Here is a 280-nt window from a genome sequence, read left to right on the forward strand (position 1 = left end):
GCTCTCGGGCGCCGAGTGCAGCAGGTGCACCAGCAGGTAGGTCGCGGTCCCGTTGCGCAGGTCCTCGTACCGCCCGCTGCGCAGGTCGTCGGCGTCGTTGCGGAACTGCGCGAGCAGGCCGAGCAGCTGCCCGAAGCGGCGCCAGGGGTCGATCTCGGCCGGACCGGTGCCCGCGGCCAGCCGTGCCGCCATCGCGCACGCCATCCCGTAGACCGCGCCGCTCTTGTGCGCGTAGGTGGCCATGACCTCGGACGGGTCCACCTCCGCGGGCCGGTTGCCG

1 protein-coding gene is annotated in these 280 nt (G+C 74.3%); it reads right to left on the reverse strand.

Annotated elements, in window-relative coordinates:
* Positions 1-243 (reverse strand): class 1 isoprenoid biosynthesis enzyme (locus L9G74_RS20290; protein ID WP_238898577.1); only part of this gene is annotated, 243 nt, incomplete at its 3' end.
* Positions 244-280: the final 37 nt, after the last annotated feature.

Origin of the sequence: Shewanella electrica, from assembly GCF_022321485.1 — a bacterium.
In the GTDB taxonomy this organism is placed as follows: Bacteria; Pseudomonadota; Gammaproteobacteria; order Enterobacterales; family Shewanellaceae; genus Shewanella; species Shewanella electrica.